The organism is Wukongibacter baidiensis (assembly GCF_050888315.1).
Lineage (GTDB): Bacteria > Bacillota > Clostridia > Peptostreptococcales > Caminicellaceae > Wukongibacter > Wukongibacter baidiensis.
In genome coordinates this window covers 1,776,505-1,791,476 of the sequence record NZ_CP138202.1, presented here as the reverse complement: position 1 = coordinate 1,791,476, position 14,972 = coordinate 1,776,505, and the positions used below count along the sequence as shown (strand labels likewise).

Genomic DNA, 14,972 nt, shown 5'->3' with positions numbered 1-14,972 from the left:
GAGGGATAGAAAATGAATAAATTATCTACAATTTATAATGTGATGAAGAATATGAAGGAATTAGAAAAGGTAGCAGGTGAGTTTGAGGTAAATGTAAAAAAAGAAGATGAGACAGTTGCTCAGTTTAATAAAACCTTTGATAAAGACAAAACTGGGAAAACCGCAAAAAGTGCTTGTAAGTTTAAGATATCCTATGGTGATGATAGTTTGGAACATCAGAGCACTACTACAATCAGTGGTGATGAATTACGTCATTTTGGAAGAGGATTTGGTCATAGGAGAATGATGAAAAAAATGATGATGATGGATCATGGAGATGAAATAGGAGAATTTCCAAGAAAGCATAAGGTAGGAAGATTTATGTTGATGATAGATTTACTTAACAAAGCAGAACTAGAAAAACTTGATGGGGGAAACAAAAAATTAAGTATAGATTTAGCTGACATTGAGTCAAACGAGGAGTTTAAGAAAATGATTATGCATAAAATTAAGTATAGACACAGCATGAAGCATCACATGGGACACCATCACAAATCTGGACATTTTAGAGGTATGGGCTGTGGGAAAATGAATGATGATGAAATTGAAACCATGAAGAAAAAGCTTGATTGCTTAGGAATCTTCGATGAAGATATGGAAGTAAATGGATTGAAGGCTGAGATTTTAATCAATGATAAGGATTATATTGAAAATGTTGAAATCAATATTGAAATGAGTAATAATGAAAAGAAAGAGGTAAAATTTGCTTTAAAGGGTAAAGTTAATGGGGTAAACTAATGAAATCATGGTGTGTGATCCTAAAAGTGCTTAATTTTAGGACCTCATCTTTATATAGATTTAGTAAAATAAATGAAATACGAGTTTTTTCAGGAGGTTATAATGAGACATCATCATAATCACAATAAAATGCATCATCGTAAACATAATAAAGATTACATTAATAGGGCCATGCATAGAATGCATAGGCCCCATGCCTATTTTGTTAGGGAAGAGTTTAAACGATATCATAGGTACGTGAGATTCTCACATTTGATTTTTCTTGTATTTAATATTACCATTTTCTATTTTGCTGTAATCTATTTTAAAATAAAACTTCCTATTTATATATTAATAATGTTTCTTGGAATCATAATGGTTAAGGAAATAGCTCCACTGATATATTCAAGAAAAATGTCCCATAAGATTATGATGCCAATAGAGAGGTTAAAAAAAGCAGTAGATGAAGTTTCGGAGGGAAATTACGGAGTAGTTGTTAAGCAATATCCAAATAATGAAATAGGTGAACTGATTGAGGCGTTTAACCAGATGAGCTTAAAGCTTAAAGAAAGTGAAGAACTCAAGATGAAATATGAAGAGAATCGTAAAACCCTTATAGCAAACATATCCCATGATTTAAAAACACCGATTACATCCATAGTAGGATATGTTGAGGGAATTCAAGAAGGGGTTGCAAATAGTCCTGAAAAACTAGATAAATATATAGATATTATCTATCATAATGCTAGCTATACTAATAGGCTGATTGATGATTTGTTCCTCTTCTCAAAGTTGGATATTCAGCAGGTTGAGTTTGAATTTGTTGAAACACCAATGAAGGCATATATGAATGACCTTATGACTGAACAGAAGATTGAATTAGAAGAAAATGGTCATAAGATTGAATATCTTGATGCGCTTGCCGAGGAGAAAAAGCTTACTATTGATAGAAAAAGAATCCATCAAGTAATTATTAATATTATTAATAATGCAATAAAATATAATGATAAGGATAAGAGTACAATTAAATGTACTTTATCAGAGGTAGACAAGGGTGTAAAGATATCGATCAATGATAATGGACCTGGAATAGAGGATGAAAAGCTAGACAGTATTTTTCATAGATTTTATAGAGTCGATGAATCAAGGAATAAGGACATTGGAGGAACAGGGCTTGGTTTAGCCATAGCAAAGGAATTAGTTAAAGCCCATAGTGGAAAGATATGGTGTGAAAGTACACTTGGTGAAGGTACAACGATTCATTTCACTATTCTGGATGAAAAGGTTAATTAAATTGATAGGGATTTAAAGGGAGAGGATACCGTGGCTAGAATTCTTATTATAGAGGACGATAAAAACATTGCAGAGCTTGAGAGAGACTATTTAGAAATAGATGGCTTTGACGTTGAGATAATTCAAAATGGAACTGAAGGGCTAAGAGCTGCACTAGGGGGGAGTTTCGACCTAATAATTGTAGATTTAATGATTCCAGGTGTTGATGGCTTTGAAATTTGCAAGACTATTAGAGAATCCATGGAGATTCCTCTTATAATCGTATCGGCAAAGGATGCTGATATTGATAAGATAAGAGGATTAAGACTTGGTGCCGATGATTATCTGACAAAACCCTTTAGTCCAAGTGAGCTAGTTGCAAGGGTAAAGAATCATCTTAATAGATATAAAAGGTTACTTGGTAAGACAAGTAATAAATCGAATATAGAAGTGAATGGAATAGTTATAAATAAACAAGGGAGACAGGTATCTGTTAATGGCAAGGATACTGTATTTACCACAAAGGAGTTTGATCTTTTGACTTTTCTAGCTTCAAATCCAAATATAGTTTTTAGCAAGGAGACTCTATTTGACAGGATTTGGGGAGAAGATGAATTCGGAGATGTTGCAACTGTTGCAGTCCATATACAAAAAGTAAGAAAAAAAATTGAGAAGAATCCATCGGAGCCAAAGATTATCGAAACTATATGGGGCTCTGGATATAGATTTAATAGATGAAATAATCTATATATATGTGAGAGTATCAATAGATACGCTAATCTCACATATATATATGGCGTTAGTTGATGAGAGGGTGAGTAACATTATGAAACAAGGGAAACATGAGTACATAACTGAAGGACCTATTTTAAGTTCCTTACTTAAGCTATCATTGCCTATAATGATAGGTCAGCTAATTCAAACATTCTACAATTTAGTTGATACACTTTGGGTGGGAAGACTTGGATCAGAAGCAGTAGCAGCGGTTTCCATTAGTTTTCCCATTGTATTTTTAATGATATCATTAGCTAGTTGTTGGAATATTTAGAGGGGCTGGAAAAACAACGACTACTATGTTTCTTTCAATTATTACATTCGGTGTCTTGAGAATTCCCATGGTATATGTATTTTCAAAGAACTTGGGATTGCAACAGTCTGGTATCTGGTGGGGTATAGCCGCCTCGGAAGGTCTCGCTGCAATAGTTAGTATGATTTGGCTGAAGTTAAGTAATTGGAGCGAAAATGTACTTGTAGAGAAAAGAGATGGTGACATAAATGACATAGAAATGGCTTAGGAAATTTTAATTTTTTAAAAAACGACTAAAAATAATATTGGATTATTGTTAGTCGCTTTTTTTTATCCTTTTTACTAGAAAAGGATAAGTGAAATATGTATAGAGTAATTTAGAGATGTTTATTATTATATATTGAGGATTTTATGAATAAAATTAATTATTTAATAATAAATAATTAAGGGGTAGATGAAAGAGGGGGTTTTTCTATGGAAAAACAAAAGACAGTTTTGTCTAAGGAAAACAGAATATTTTCTTTAGCTAAGAAAGGTAGATACCAACCAAACGTTATTTTAGCTGTTTTGATTACAATAATAATTCTATATGGAATGGACTTTCTTTTGATATTGACACCACTCTGGGGATTAGGTAGAAGTATAGCGTCTAAGGGTTTAGCTGGTCAGGCCTTTGCCTACGCCATAAATGGGTTAGCAATACGTTTTGGATTGTATATACTAGCATTTTTTGCTTTGGTAAGGCTCGTTGAAAGAAGACCCATATACACAATGGGGTTTGAAAGAAAGGAAATAAGCAAAAAATATTTTAGAGGATTTATTCTTGGCGTACTAATGATTTTTCTCTGTATTATAATTTTTTCTATATTGGGTACTGTAACAATTGACACCTCAAATTCAGGAGTAAAGGGTTTTAATACCCTAGGAGGTGTGCTTATTGTACTTATAGGATGGATAATACAGGGTGCATCGGAAGAGATAATGGTAAGGGGTTGGCTCCTGCCGGTAGTCGGAGTTAGACACAATGTAGCCCTGGGAATCTTTATATCCTCTACATTGTTTGGAGCACTACATCTACAGAATGCAAATATTGGACCTCTAGCTATGATAAATCTGGTCCTATTTGGGGTGTTTGCAGCGTTATATGTTATATGGGAAGGTGGTCTATGGGGTATATGTGCATTACATAGCTCATGGAATTGGGCTCAAGGAAATGTATTTGGTTTTGAGGTAAGTGGAACCTTACCCGTAGGAGGGATCTTAATCGATTTTAAGCCTACATCAGGATCTGATTTTATAACAGGTGGATTATTTGGAATTGAAGGAGGAATAGTTTGTAGTATAGTACTGGCTTTAGGAATCTTCACCTTGATTTTTCTGATTAAGAGAAGATGATAAGAGAAGAGATTAAAGCCTCCAAGAGGCTTTACAAAAACTACCAAGTAATGTAGTCTTTTAAATAGATAAAACCGCTATATTGTTGAAAAATTCGACAATATAATAGGCTAAACTATACATCAATTACGGGGGTATGTTATGTTTACAGAAAAGAACTTTTATAAGCATGATAATGATAGGGTTTTAGAATCCTATCAAGATACAATCTTGAGAATCAGAGAGATCTGCGAAGAGACAAGCAACTATGGAGAAAATAGTGAGAAGAAGGAATATTTTAAATTCTTCAATCACGTTTCAAACTTTATCTTAAAGCTTGCTGAACTAGAAAGAGCCTTTAATGACAACTATTTCTTTAGTAAACCTATTGAGGAATTAAAGGACGAAAACTATAAGCTATTTTCTGAACTATTGCCAGAAAATTATGAGGTAAGCTATGCTAATCCTACATATGGGGTAAAAATATTCGGAGAAAAGATTGGTCAAGCCTTTTCCTCATTGTATTGTAGATACAGAAGTTATATATCCTATGCCTTCGAGCATAAAATATTTAAAATGGAAGTCTCTAATGGGCTATTCATAGAAGCCTATAACTATGTTAGAGATAATGAAGTAAGTTACGAAGGCCTAACAGAGCTGATTAGAAAATATGAAGTTATAGAAACTGAGAAATACACTGGGTATTTTTTTAAGGAAAGATATAACAAGGATTTTCAATTTTTTACTGACATAACTGAGAATTCAGATCTTAAGGATTTAAGATATCTTTTTAAGTATGGAGAGTATATATCTGAAAATGAAATTAAGACAGCACAGTTTTTGCTTGAGTATCCAGTAGATAAAATAAATACTTTAACGAGGGCGATAGCCAAGGCCTATGTAAATGGATTTGTTAGAGATAATAAGGATATAACAAAGAGGTCAGACGTTAGGATAATATGTAATGTTGGGCAGGAGAGGCTAGTAAGACACTTAATCCAAGAGTTTAAGGTTCATGATTTAAAGGCCTTTGTGAGTGAAGTGATTTCTACTGATGTTAATAAACAATATGATTACGATCATAAGTTTGATGACGCTTTATACCTAGATAAGGAATTAACTGACCTTAGAATTAAGACCTTTGAAGATGAAGGGGAAAAAAGTAATGGATTTCTTAAAGATTATTCAGGGATAATGTATATCGAAAAATTCGGAGAATCACCTTTTAGTCCCGAGAATAAGAAGGAACGCTTAAAATTATCTGATGACCAACTTAAACTGTATCAAAATCAAAGAAACAAAATGCGTGAAACAATTGAAAAACACATGCCAGATTGTGAAACAAGTTTTTGCATAGTTGCCTTTCCAACACCTGAAATCGGAGAAAATTTTGAAGAGATTTTTGAAGATACCATGATGATAAATATGCTTGATAGTGATAGATATGAGGTTATTCAGCAGGCAATCATTGATGCACTAGATAGGGGAGAATATGTTTATGTTAAGGGAAATAAAGGGAATGAAACAGATATCAAAGTAAAGCTTAATGAATTGAAAAATCCAGATAAAGAAACTAATTTCGTGAACTGTGTTGCTGATGTCAATATACCGGTTGGTGAAGTCTTTACATCACCTGTGCTGAAGGATACTAATGGGGTTTTACATATAGATGAAGTGTATCTTGAAGGTTTTAAATATTATAACTTAAAACTTACATTCAAAGATGGATATGTTAGTGACTATAGCTGTACTAACTTCGAAGATGAGGAGGCAAACAAGGAGTACATTAGAGAGAATCTTCTATTCCCTCATAAGACGCTGCCCTTGGGAGAATTTGCTATAGGAACGAATACACTTGCCTACGTTATAGCTGAAAAATATGGAATCATTGACAAGCTACCGGTGCTTATCATAGAGAAAATGGGTCCACATTTTGCTATAGGAGATACGTGTTTTTCTTGGGCAGAGGATTTGCCTGTATATAATCTTTTAGATAAAAAAGAAATAATAGCAAGGGATAATGAAAAGTCTATCCTTAGAAAAACGAATATAGAAGAGGCTTATACGAATGTGCATACAGATATAACCCTCCCATATGATGCTCTTGAGGAGATTTCGGTTATAACTAAAGATGGTGAAAAAATTGAGATAATTAGAGATGGAAGATTTGTTTTAAAGGGAACTGAAGAACTAAATGAACCATTTAGCAAATAAAATGAGAGAGGAGCCAAGCAAAATTGCTTGGCTCCTTTAGTCATTTTATTCTAGACCTAGGTCTTTAATATCTTTTAAAGTATTAAAATCAGAAATTTTTATCTTGTCATCAGATATAGTATATAAATTATCACCTATAAAAAGTATTCTTCTAATATATTTACTATAGTCATCATCATTACTTAAATGAGATATATCGCCTCTAAGGTCAAACTTATAATCTTCATCTATACTAAAAACAAAGGCCCCTTGAGTTTCAAAGGTATGTTTATATGTGTTGTTATCGTAGTTTGAAACATAAATTGGAAGAGAGAGTATATTTTTTTCTTTTGAAAATAGTAGAGACTTGTGATCATGTGAGATATCTGTGTAAGAGCCTCTTCCTCCAATGATAATCTTATCCAGTTCAATAGGGTTACTGTAGTCAGTTACATCAAACATAGATAGTTTTACACCGCCGTTTATAACTCTTCCATCCTTTTCAATAGTATCCATTCCAATTCCGATAATATGATCCTCATCATATGGATGTAAATAACTGCTATAACCAGGTATTTTTAGATACCCCAGTACTTTTGGAGTCTTTGGTTCTTGCAGGTCAATTACATAGAAAGGATCTACTTGCCTAAAGGTAACTACATAGACCTTGTCTCCCATAAATCTTACGGAGTAGATTCTTTCACCAGGAGCTAAATCTTCAGTTTTACCAAGCTGTTTAAGATTGCTATCTAGAACGTATACGTTACTTGTTGATGTTGATTCACTACCTCTCCATGAATCTCCCTTAGTGGTAGCTATTCTAAAGTTACCTTGATGTTCATCCATAGAGAACTGATTTAGAACATTTCCAGGAACGTCCCCTTTGGTAGTGTATATGATCTTTCCTTCATCTAGCTTGAATTTAAATATGCTAGTAGTTCTATCTTCATTGAACTTTTTAGGGGAACTATATATGTTGTATCTAAATTTATCTTGGCTGATATACATGTTTTCCGTTGAAACGTACATATTATTTCCACTTCCAAGATATGCGTTGACATCAATTTTAGATGAGTCAAGGTTTTCCAGATTAAGACCTAAAGTAATTAGATAATTATTGTAGATACTTTCCGGGAAATATTTGATATCGTTGTAATCAATTAAAGCCCTTTTTTCATCAATTGAGTCCAGATAATAGGGTCTTGGTTCAGCATCTCCATGATAAACATTTTTGTTAGCTACTAAATAAAAGTTATCGTCAATAAGCCTTGATGATAGGTAGTTGCCGTCTAGCTCGACGTTTCTTAATAAAGTAATATTCTTTTTATCACTAATATCATATACGTGTACCCTTAAAGGGTTAGAATAAAGAGGGAGAATCTTGAAATTCACTTCATCGTCGGTTTTATTAAGTTCAAGGCCATAAAAGTACCCAATTGTAATAAGTTTATTATCCTTAAGATAAAACTCTACAGGGTCATAATTATCGAAGGTCAAAGTATTTAATAGTCGAAAATCTTCTTTTTTACTATTGACTATATACAATTTGTTATTACTTAGTGTATATATATAAGAACCATCTGTTTTTACAATATCAGCTTCATCTACACCCTTTACCTGAACATTTGTTTCGGAGTGACTAGATTCGTTACTCTCTGATTTATAATTAGCAGTAGCGGGCATAGCTTTTTGTACAGAATCAGCTTTAGCATCTTCTGCAAAGAAAACATCGCCTCCATCAAATAGGAGCTCTTCTTCATACCCGTTATTAGAATATGACAATAGCTTTTCTAGCTTTTCTTTACTTTCTACAGAAGGAAGGTAACCTAGTTTTCTAAAAATATCTAAGGTCTTAAAAACTAAGAGCTCTTTGGTATTATCATATTCATAATTATTGAAGACACTTTTAAAAAAGTCCTTACTTACATAGAATTTACTGTTTTTTATAATTGGTTTACTTTCATGCTTTATTAGCTCTCCATTGAAAATGAAATAATCGTCATCTAGTTGAAGCTTAATAAAATTTTCTTCATCATACATGAGAACGGACTTTTCTTTAGGTACCCATTCAACAGAAAAACTAAGCTTTTCGAATAATTCTCTAACTGGGACGTATGTAGTATTATTAATAGATATGTTTTTCATGGAAAGTTCGGATTCAGTATCCTGCTTAGAAATCGTATTTTTTTGAGAGAAACTAAGGGTGAATGCTGTAACAAAAATTGTGAGTACAGCAGCAAATATAACTATTCTTTTTATCATGAACTGCACCTCCTACATGGTTTAACTCGGATTATTAATGAATAATCCGGGTTTATATTAATAGACGCATAAAAAAGAAGAAAGTTCCATAAATCTGAATTAAATTTTTTATCAGAGAAAAAATAAAAAAAGCGAACGAATGTTTGCCAATGGATGGGTGTTATGGTAAAATGAACACAAACATATGTTCGAGGTGATTGATGTGGAACTTTTAGATAAATTAAAGGTATTAGCCGACGCTGCTAAATATGATGTTTCTTGTTCATCTAGTGGGAGCTCGAGAAAAAATAAGAAGGGAGGACTTGGAAATGCCCATGTAAGCGGCATTTGTCATAGCTGGTCCGATGATGGTAGATGCATATCTTTACTCAAAATATTGTTTACAAATTACTGTATATATGACTGCGCATACTGTGTTAATAGAGCATCAAACGATTTGCCTAGGGCTGCCTTTACCCCAGAGGAAGTTGCCAATTTGACTATAAATTTTTATAGAAGGAACTATATAGAAGGGCTTTTTTTAAGTTCGGCTATATACAAAAGCCCAAATTACACAATGGAGTTATTACTTGAGACCGTAATTAAGCTGAGAAAAGGAGGTTTCAACGGATATATCCATCTTAAAGCGATACCAGGTGCCGATCAAACTCTTATCGAAAAAGCTGGTGAGTGTGTAGACCGAATGAGTGTAAATATTGAACTTCCATCTACCAATGGGCTAAAGCTCCTTGCTCCCCAGAAGAAAAGGGAATCCATTATAAAACCCATGGGTCTCATTACAACTAAGATAAATCAGACAAGTGAGAACAAAAGAAAATTTAGATCGACGCCTAACTTTGTTCCGGCTGGGCAATCAACCCAACTAATTGTTGGTGCGACTACAGACAATGACATAAATATTTTGACCCTTTCAGAAGCATTATATAAGCAATTCGAATTAAAACGAGTATATTATTCAGCCTATGTTCCAGTAGCTAGTCATCCTAATCTACCTAGCATCTCAGGACCACCGCTCTTAAGGGAGCATAGACTTTATCAAGCCGACTGGCTTCTGCGATTTTATGGTTTTAGGGCCAATGAACTGTTAAACATGAAAAATCCAAACTTTGATGAACACCTTGATCCAAAGTGTGACTGGGCCATTAGAAATATTGATATGTTTCCAGTAGAAATAAATCGAGCCGATTATCATATGCTCCTTAGAATTCCGGGAGTTGGAGTAAAATCAGCAAGAAGAATCGTTGCCGCAAGAAGGTTTTGTCACCTGGGATATGATGATCTAAAGAAAATGGGAATCGTTTTAAAAAGGGCCAAATATTTTATAACCTGTAAGGGCAAGTACTATGGGATGAGAAACATGAACGAGTTTACAGTTAGAGAGCAACTAGTTATTGATAGCAGTAAGAAAAAGAAGGTAAATGATGGAGAGCAGCTTACTATATTTTCTCTTTATCCAAATCTACTATTTCCTGTAGAAGAGAATATCACAAAGATAACGGGGGAGTTTTAATGCTTTGTTATATATATGATGGTAGCTTTGATGGATTATTGACATCCATATATGAAGCGTATTATAGAAAAGAGGTGCCTGAAAGAATATTATTTTCTGAGGATTATCAAGAAAATTTCTTAGATAAGAAGGTACACATACATACGGATCCAGAGAAGGCTAGAAAGGTATACGAATCAATCAGAACAAAAATATCAAAAAGAGCACTTGAAAATATTTTCTATACATATTTAACGGAACTAGAGGACACGGGAATTTGGATATACGAGTATTTAAAATTAGGATGGAAGATAGGAGGCGGTATAGAGGATAATATTGCCGATGACAGGGTATTAAAAATACATAAGGCTAGATTAAGCATTGATAGAGAAAGACATCTAATGCTGGGATTAGTGAGATTCGGGTGTTTAGAAGGAAATGTTTATTATGCTCCTATTGAGCCGAAGTTCAATATTGTTGGACTGATTGCACCACACTTTGTTGATAGGTTATCAGACCAAAGTTGGATAATACATGATGTGAAAAGGGGTATTGGAGCAGTATATAACGGTGAAGATTGGATAATCAGAGACATTGATGTTAATAAAGAACTGAAATATGATAGAGATGAGTTTGGCTATCAAGAACTTTGGAAGGAATATTTTAAAGCCATTGCAATTAAAAACAGGATTAATCCGAAGCTTCAAAAAAGAAATATGCCTATGAGATACTGGCGTTATCTTGTTGAGAAGAATTAAACTCAGGTAAAAACTTTAATATTCTCTTTGATTTAAATATAAATTTATGGGATAATATTAATAAATTTAGCTTGTCCAGATTATGAGAATAGCCTCATTTTGTTGACAAAGTCAACAAGATGGCAGACTTTTGAGAAGAGAATAATTTGGTCATAAGACGAGAGGAGTACTACTTTGAATAAAAACGGGGAAATCATAAATTCTATCGACAGAGCTCTAGATATATTGATACTTTTGTATTATGAGCAAAGAGAGCTTGGGGTAACTGAGATTGCAAAAACTTTAGGGCTACATAAGAGTACTGTTCATAGAACTCTGTCAACTTTAGAAAATAAAGGTTTTGCACAACAAAATCTGGAGAATGGAAAGTACTGGCTAGGAATGAAGATTTATGCCCTTGGTATGCTGGTTGGAGAGAAAATGCCTTTAAAGCATATCATTAGACCATATGCCAAGGAACTATTTGAAAAATTCCATGAGGTTGTAAATGTATCGGTGCTTGATAAGACATCACAAAAATATCCTAGAACTATTCTAATCTTAAAGGAAGAAAGCCCTGATCAGATTTTAAGAGTCAATCCTATTGTTGGATCAAGTAGTGAGAGTCATTACTCTGCCGTTGGAAAGTGCTTACTAGCCTTTTCACCAAAAAAAGTTTTAGATAGGTTTCAAGCACAGGATCTTCCTATATACACAAAGAATACAATAAGTAATTGGGATGATTTATTAAAAGAACTAGAAGATGTAAGGATTAACGGGTATGCGATAGACAATGAAGAGTTGGAAATAGGCTTAACCTGTGTAGCGGCTCCGATAGTGGATAAAGAGAACAATGTTATTGCTGCAATGAGTATATCTGGACCTACCTCAAGAATTAGGTCTGAGAAATTTGAATCAATTGTGAATGAAGTAAAGAATACTGCGTGGAAAATTTCTAACTTATTAAAATAGAGTGTATTTTTACTTTTGTGTGATCTCTTTATAAAAGATTTAGTTAAGAACCTAAGGCAGAGCGTACTCTTAGATTATAAAATGCTCAAGAAGTAGTAATATTCTCTAAACTGAGTAATTGCTTTGACCTTAGAACACTAGTTACATGTAGTTGACAAGATGTGGTATAAGTGATATGTTAAATGTATAGATTTGTCGTTTCTTGTAGACGATAGTTTGTTTGATGAAAACTTAATATTGTATCTTTACTTCTCCGAGCTGTGTATTCCTAAGGACGTAGTGTGCCATAATAACGGAATGAAGTTCCGGTCTAAGGAACACAGCCTGGATTTATTAATCCACGGGGTACTTTGGGAAACGGAAGTGCCTTCACATAACTTGAAAAGGAGAAAGTGTATATATAGTTAAGTTCATATAATTCATAGAAAATTAAATCCTTCTATGAATTGTCTAGCTTTGATCATTTTAGTGGATGATTTGAGGTGTATGGTTTCTAAAATGATGTTATACCCATATATATGCCCTTCTTGCTCTTTTTCAAGCAATGAAGGGCTTTTTTTGTGAAGCAAAACAGAGGGATTATATGTTTCTGAAAATCTTAATATATGGGAGTGGTAAAATGAAAAAAATACCTGTTGAGACAGCCATAGGAACCATTTTATGTCATGATATAACCCAGATCATTCCCGGAAAGTTTAAAGGGAGAGCCTTTAAGAAGGGTCATATAATTACTGAAGAGGATGTTCCTGTTTTACTTTCTTTGGGAAAAGATAATATTTACGTTTGGGAAAAGAAAGAGGGATATTTACATGAGAATGAAGCAGCCGATAGATTGTCCAAGGCTGCAGGCGAAGGGATATATTTAAGCGATGTTAAAGAAGGGAAGATAAACTTTATTGCAAATATGGATGGCATTCTTAAGATAGACACCGATCGACTTTTAGAAATCAATTCTATCAATGAAATCATTTTAGCAACTATTCATAACAATTATCCTGTGAAAAAGAACCAGAAATTAGCGGGAACAAGGGTTATTCCACTGATTATTGAAGAAGAAAAGATAGTAAAGGCTGAAGATGTTATTGGTGAGAAACCTATTATTAAAGTAATTCCATATAAAAAATCTAAGGTAGGTATAGTAACTACTGGAAATGAAGTATATCACAACAGAATAGAAGATAAATTTGGACCTGTCGTAAGGAGCAAGGTATTGGAGTATGGTTGTGAAGTAGTTGATAGTAGAATAGTACCCGATGATAGTGATAAAATAACCCAGTCAATAGAGGAACTAATAGAAATGGGTTGTGAACTTATCATTTGCACCGGTGGGATGTCAGTAGATCCCGATGACCTTACTCCGTTAGGAATAAGAAAGACTGGAGCAGAGATTATTTCCTATGGTGCCCCTGTCCTTCCAGGTGCAATGCTCTTAGTAGCCTATAAAGATGAAGTACCGATTTTAGGGTTGCCGGGATGTGGAATGTACTGTAAAACCACTAGCTTTGACTTATTTTTGCCTAGAGTACTTGCCGGTGACAAGATTAATCATAGAGATATTGCAGCCTGTGGACATGGTGGATTCTGTATGTCTTGCGATGAGTGTAGATATCCCGACTGTAGCTTTGGAAAGGGTTGGTGATTTATAAATGCTACAAAAAATAGAATTGGAAACAGCCTTAAATATCCTAGATGAAAAAATAATAGATATAGAAACCGAAGAGGTCTCATTGATGGATGCTCAGAATAGAGTACTTGCAAAGGATATATTTTCTCCAATAAACCATCCACCCTTTGACCGTTCTCCACTTGATGGTTTTGCATTAATTGCCGAGGATACAAAAGGGGCAAGTGGAGATACTCAAATTGAATTGGAGATAATTGAAGAAGTATATGCTGGCTCATATCCTCAAAAAAAACTATCTAGAGGCACTGTAACAAGAATAATGACGGGAGCACCTATTCCAAGGAATGCAGATTGTGTAATTAGACAGGAAGAAACTCTTGTAGATGGACAGACTGTGAAAATTCTAAAGGAACTTAAAAAATGGGATAATTATTGCTTTAAAGGCGAAGATTTTCAAAAAGGACAGCTAATCCTAGAGAGAGAGAGAATGTTGAAATCTCCTGAAATAGGAGTGTTAGCATGCTTAGGAGTAAGTAAAGTAAGTGTCTATAAAAAACCTAAGATTGCAATTTTAAGTACTGGAGATGAGCTTGTAGGTGTTGAAGATGAGCTAAGTGACGGGAAAATATACAATAGCAATCTTTATGCTATAGCATCAAGAATTAAAGAACTTGGGGGAGAGCCTATAATTCTAGGTGTTGCTGGTGACGACATTGAGATAATGTGCGAAAGAATAAAGCAGGAAATTGATGGGGTTGACTTGTTTATAACTACTGGGGGAGTATCAGTAGGAAAAAAGGATATCGTAAAGGATGTAATGTATAGATGCGGGGCAAACATTCTGTTTTGGAGGGTTAATATAAAACCTGGATCACCGGTACTTTGTAGTGAACTACAGGGTAAGTTGGTAATCAGCCTATCGGGAAATCCCTCTGCGGCAATGATATCCTTCGAGTTACTTGCACGACCAATTATAAATAATATTTCTCATAGAACGGATTTAACTTTGGTAAGGGATAAGGCCGTACTAGAAGAGGACTTTTCTAAAAAGAGTCCCGTTAGAAGATTCTTAAGGGGAAAAATGACCAATACATCTAAGGGAAAGAGCGTTATATTGACAAAAAATATGCAGACATCATCTAAGATGAATTGCATATTGAATAGCAACTGCTTAATAGATGTTCCAAAGGATTCACCATCCCTTGAAAGTGGACAAATTGTGGAAATAGTAATGATTTAATTGTATCTTTATGCCCCAAGAGATAA

General features: G+C 34.0%; 13 protein-coding genes and 1 riboswitch. Of the genes, 12 read left to right on the top strand and 1 reads right to left on the bottom strand.

Annotation, left to right across the window (positions count from 1 at the left end; all coding sequences use genetic code 11):
• The first annotated feature begins 12 nt into the window (after positions 1-12).
• From R9X47_RS08170 to R9X47_RS08140, 7 genes are all read left to right on the top strand, one after another.
• Positions 13-777 (top strand): hypothetical protein, encoded by a 765-nt coding sequence (locus R9X47_RS08170; RefSeq protein ID WP_432666301.1) that lies wholly within the window; start codon positions 13-15, stop codon positions 775-777.
• 102 nt (positions 778-879) lie between these two features.
• Positions 880-2,049 (top strand): sensor histidine kinase, encoded by a 1,170-nt coding sequence (locus tag R9X47_RS08165; protein WP_432666300.1) that lies wholly within the window; start codon positions 880-882, stop codon positions 2,047-2,049.
• A 30-nt stretch (positions 2,050-2,079) separates the two neighbouring features.
• Positions 2,080-2,766 (top strand): response regulator transcription factor, encoded by a 687-nt coding sequence (locus R9X47_RS08160; protein WP_432666299.1) that lies wholly within the window; start codon positions 2,080-2,082, stop codon positions 2,764-2,766.
• Positions 2,767-2,854: 88 nt separating this feature from the next.
• On the top strand, positions 2,855-3,076 hold the full coding sequence (locus R9X47_RS08155) for an MATE family efflux transporter (RefSeq protein WP_432666298.1): 222 nt from the start codon (positions 2,855-2,857) through the stop codon (positions 3,074-3,076).
• A gap of 67 nt (positions 3,077-3,143) precedes the next feature.
• Complete coding sequence (locus R9X47_RS08150; RefSeq protein WP_432666297.1) at positions 3,144-3,323, top strand: hypothetical protein; 180 nt, start codon at positions 3,144-3,146, stop codon at positions 3,321-3,323.
• Positions 3,324-3,529: 206 nt separating this feature from the next.
• A complete protein-coding gene (locus R9X47_RS08145) occupies positions 3,530-4,450 on the top strand; it encodes a CPBP family intramembrane glutamic endopeptidase (protein WP_432666296.1) in 921 nt (306 codons plus the stop codon).
• A 141-nt stretch (positions 4,451-4,591) separates the two neighbouring features.
• Positions 4,592-6,643, top strand: a complete 2,052-nt coding sequence (locus R9X47_RS08140) for an aminopeptidase (RefSeq protein WP_432666295.1) — start codon at positions 4,592-4,594, stop codon at positions 6,641-6,643.
• Between the two features lie 45 nt (positions 6,644-6,688).
• Here the strand turns inward: R9X47_RS08140 and R9X47_RS08135 are convergent, their stop codons facing one another.
• Positions 6,689-8,884, bottom strand: a complete 2,196-nt coding sequence (locus R9X47_RS08135; RefSeq protein WP_432666294.1) for a beta-propeller domain-containing protein — start codon at positions 8,882-8,884, stop codon at positions 6,689-6,691.
• 202 nt (positions 8,885-9,086) lie between these two features.
• Here R9X47_RS08135 and R9X47_RS08130 point away from each other — a divergent pair, with 202 nt between their 5' ends.
• The 5 genes from R9X47_RS08130 (at position 9,087) to R9X47_RS08110 (ending at position 14,946) form a co-directional block, all read left to right on the top strand.
• Positions 9,087-10,394 (top strand): putative DNA modification/repair radical SAM protein, encoded by a 1,308-nt coding sequence (locus R9X47_RS08130; RefSeq protein WP_432666293.1) that lies wholly within the window; start codon positions 9,087-9,089, stop codon positions 10,392-10,394.
• The gene (locus R9X47_RS08125) at positions 10,394-11,131 is read left to right on the top strand and encodes a TIGR03915 family putative DNA repair protein (protein WP_432666292.1); all 738 of its coding nucleotides are present in this window, start codon (positions 10,394-10,396) and stop codon (positions 11,129-11,131) included. The genes R9X47_RS08130 and R9X47_RS08125 overlap by 1 nt, the downstream gene beginning before the upstream one ends.
• A gap of 174 nt (positions 11,132-11,305) precedes the next feature.
• On the top strand, positions 11,306-12,082 hold the full coding sequence (locus R9X47_RS08120) for an IclR family transcriptional regulator (RefSeq protein WP_432666291.1): 777 nt from the start codon (positions 11,306-11,308) through the stop codon (positions 12,080-12,082).
• A 239-nt stretch (positions 12,083-12,321) separates the two neighbouring features.
• Positions 12,322-12,487, top strand: a riboswitch (molybdenum cofactor riboswitch).
• Between the two features lie 214 nt (positions 12,488-12,701).
• Positions 12,702-13,721, top strand: a complete 1,020-nt coding sequence (locus tag R9X47_RS08115) for a molybdopterin-binding protein (protein WP_432666290.1) — start codon at positions 12,702-12,704, stop codon at positions 13,719-13,721.
• 7 nt (positions 13,722-13,728) lie between these two features.
• Positions 13,729-14,946 (top strand): molybdopterin molybdotransferase MoeA, encoded by a 1,218-nt coding sequence (locus tag R9X47_RS08110; RefSeq protein ID WP_432666289.1) that lies wholly within the window; start codon positions 13,729-13,731, stop codon positions 14,944-14,946.
• Positions 14,947-14,972 lie beyond the last annotated feature (26 nt).

Excerpts from the sequence above, each read along its gene's own strand:
- R9X47_RS08165 (WP_432666300.1), top strand. The coding sequence starts at position 880 with ATGAGACATCATCATAATCACAATAAAATGCATCATCGTAAACATAAT.
- R9X47_RS08170 (WP_432666301.1), top strand. The coding sequence starts at position 13 with ATGAATAAATTATCTACAATTTATAATGTGATGAAGAATATGAAGGAA.
- R9X47_RS08125 (WP_432666292.1), top strand. The coding sequence starts at position 10,394 with ATGCTTTGTTATATATATGATGGTAGCTTTGATGGATTATTGACATCC.
- R9X47_RS08110 (WP_432666289.1), top strand. The coding sequence starts at position 13,729 with ATGCTACAAAAAATAGAATTGGAAACAGCCTTAAATATCCTAGATGAA.
- R9X47_RS08135 (WP_432666294.1), bottom strand. The coding sequence starts at position 8,884 with ATGATAAAAAGAATAGTTATATTTGCTGCTGTACTCACAATTTTTGTT.
- R9X47_RS08140 (WP_432666295.1), top strand. The coding sequence starts at position 4,592 with ATGTTTACAGAAAAGAACTTTTATAAGCATGATAATGATAGGGTTTTA.
- R9X47_RS08155 (WP_432666298.1), top strand. The coding sequence starts at position 2,855 with ATGAAACAAGGGAAACATGAGTACATAACTGAAGGACCTATTTTAAGT.
- R9X47_RS08150 (WP_432666297.1), top strand. The coding sequence starts at position 3,144 with ATGGTATATGTATTTTCAAAGAACTTGGGATTGCAACAGTCTGGTATC.
- R9X47_RS08145 (WP_432666296.1), top strand. The coding sequence starts at position 3,530 with ATGGAAAAACAAAAGACAGTTTTGTCTAAGGAAAACAGAATATTTTCT.
- R9X47_RS08115 (WP_432666290.1), top strand. The coding sequence starts at position 12,702 with ATGAAAAAAATACCTGTTGAGACAGCCATAGGAACCATTTTATGTCAT.